This window comes from Vibrio sp. YT-19(2023) (genome assembly GCF_033337395.1).
This window is the reverse complement of record NZ_JAWOQN010000078.1, coordinates 1-2,786: the sequence shown is the minus strand read 5'-3', so window position 1 is coordinate 2,786 and position 2,786 is coordinate 1. Positions and strand designations below refer to the sequence as shown.

The window sequence follows — 2,786 nt, the reverse complement described above, 5'->3', positions numbered from 1 at the left end:
CGAATATAAAACTGCCACCTAACCCAGTTTAAAATTATTTTATGATGGCCTAGCAAATGGGGAAACGTTCATATAAAGCAAATGGTGATCTCGAAAGAGATTAGTGCATCTTCTGACGGCGATCAATGGCAGTCCATCGACTGGAAATCCGTTGAAGTACACGTATTGAAGCTTCAAATGCGTATCGCAAAAGCAACTAGAGAAAAGAAATACGGTAAGGTGAAGTCTTTACAGTGGCTCTTGACTCATTCTCGCTCAGCCAAGCTTCTCGCGGTTAAGCGAGTCTCTCAGAATAAAGGCAGTAAAACGCCTGGAATAGACGGTGTCATCTGGAACACAGATGCACGCCGTATGAAAGCAGTCGATCAACTGAGTCGCAAGGCTTACTCCGCAAAACCACTCAAACGTATCTATATTCCCAAAAAGAACGGTAAGCTCAGGCCACTGGGTATTCCATGCATGATTGATAGAGCGCAACAAGCCCTCCACCTTCTTGCATTAGAGCCTGTGTCCGAAACGTTTGCCGACCTCAATAGCTATGGTTTTAGACCAAATCGCAGCACGGCTGACGCTGTCAGTCAGTGCTTCAAATGTTTAGCTCTAAAGCAATCCGCGAAATGGGTTCTTGAGGGAGATATTAAGGCTTGCTTCGACAAAATCGGGCATAAATGGCTGATGGACAATATCATTGTAGATAAACGAATGTTAGAGCAATGGTTAAAATCTGGCTATGTAGATAAGGGGCTGTTCTACGATACCGAAGAAGGTACACCTCAAGGTGGAATAATATCTCCAACCTTGATGCTAATGACTCTCGCGGGAATAGAGCAACAAATAAAATCTACAGCTCTGAAAATGGGTGCTAGGGCCAACTTTATCGGTTATGCGGATGATTTTGTGGTCACCTGCTCTTCAAAGGAAGTGCTAGTGAACGATATCAAACCGTTGATTGCTGGCTTTTTGGCAGAAAGAGGGTTAACCCTCTCCGAAGAAAAAACGAAGGTCACTCATATTGATGATGGCTTTGACTTTCTGGGTTTCAATCACAGGAAGTACAAAGGGAAATTGCTCATTAAACCGAGCAAATCCAATACGCTGTTATTCCTTAGAAATCTACGTGAAGTTATTAAAAAGCACGCAACCATCCCTGTTAACGATCTTATCAAGTTGATAAATCCGAAACTTAGGGGATGGGCGAATTACTATCGCCACTGTGTTGCTAAACAAGTATTCGGGTATGTCGGCCATAAACTATTCCAAGCGTTATGGCACTGGGCAGTTAGACGTCATCCAACCAAGTCCAAAGACTGGGTTGTGCACAAGTATTTTCTCAATCGTAAAGGCCAGTGGCAATTTCACGGTTGGCAGAAAATCATGAACATGGACTGTCACTTCAATCTGTTCCAAATAGCGAAAGTGCCTAGCGAAAGACACGTAAAAATTAGGAGTGCTGCGACCCCTTTTGACCCTCAATACCAAGAATATCTGGTGAAGAGAAAATCTAAAAGGCTAGCTCGTAACTCTTGGAAAGAGCCTGTCCCGACTGCGTTATAAGTTGCTGGGTATCAATGATGCCTTAGTGGAGGCTTGAGCCGTATGCAGTGAAAGTTGCACGTACGGTTCTTAGAGGGGCGGCACTTGGTAACAAGTGTCGTCTACTCGACAAAAACGTGTTGAGGCGAATGCCTCAAAAGAGCGATAACCGGTCATTGAGGATGGCTAAATTTTGGGCTAATTAATAGATAAAGTTGTGTCGTTTATTCATATAGTCAAGCAAACGAGCAACGCGTATATCCTACATTTAAATTTATTTAAAATCTTGAAATACCCTCGGTTATTTGTTGGAATGTGGATAGATGAGCTTGAAGTCAGCAAAAATATGCGTGATGAGCGCACTATTAAATTGTTACGCGTTGCTGAACAAGGAGAGATATTCAATGGCTTTTGCCCTCGCACCAGATCAAGAAAATGCTTACCCATCACTCATTACGGCATTGTGCGCGCGCGATGCGTATACTAGACGCCATTGTGACCGCGTCTGTGCGCTTGCGTTGGAAGTGGGGCGTGCGGCCGATTTGAGTGCCCCCTCATTAGATGACTTGCGTATTGCCAGTCAATTACACGACGTGGGTAAGATTGGAGTTCGTGATACTGTTCTCTCGAAGCCTGGAAAGCTCACACCTGATGAAAGGGAAGAGATAAAGGCTCACTCGGTTATCGGTGAGAGAATAATTAGTGAGACATTCCTGACAAACAGAGACGAGGTCGCGTCTATTGTCAGACATCATCATGAAGCATTTGATGGAAGCGGATACCCGGACGGACTGGCTGGTGCCGATATTCCCCTGAGTAGTCGAATACTTTCGATCATTGATGCGTATGATGCACTGACGACTAGCAGGCCATACCGCATGGCTAAATCGCACCTTGAAACTATGAATATCTTGAAGCATGAAGTGGACACGAAGTTTGATCCAAATATTTTTTTGTTGTTTACAAAAGTCATAAAGGCCAGTTCGGCACGTGCCTCGTAAACGCTCGTTCCTAGAATACGGTGAACGCTGCCTAAAAAGTCTCTGCAGATGACATTTGATCCGCCACCCACTTTTTTGCTAACGCAAAAGCAGGCGTTGTCTCAAATGCACCTGAGCTCAGGCGTTGCTAATGTCTGCAATTGGCACAGAGCCGTCCTTCGGCTCTAACTCATTTATGCCCCAAAGTTTGTTTCGTCAAAAAGAACAGGATTGTTACTGGTTGAATTTTGACCAAGTATAACTAGTACGAAA

Annotated in this window: 2 protein-coding genes; both read left to right on the top strand. The window is 44.3% G+C overall.

Annotation, left to right across the window (positions count from 1 at the left end; all coding sequences use genetic code 11):
- Window positions 1–81 precede the first annotated feature (81 nt).
- On the top strand, window positions 82–1,554 hold the full coding sequence (gene ltrA / locus R7E78_RS23920; RefSeq protein ID WP_318058316.1) for a group II intron reverse transcriptase/maturase: 1,473 nt from the start codon (window positions 82–84) through the stop codon (window positions 1,552–1,554).
- A 308-nt stretch (window positions 1,555–1,862) separates the two neighbouring features.
- Window positions 1,863–2,534, top strand: a complete 672-nt coding sequence (locus R7E78_RS23915; RefSeq protein WP_318058315.1) for an HD-GYP domain-containing protein — start codon at window positions 1,863–1,865, stop codon at window positions 2,532–2,534.
- The last annotated feature ends 252 nt before the right edge of the window (window positions 2,535–2,786 follow it).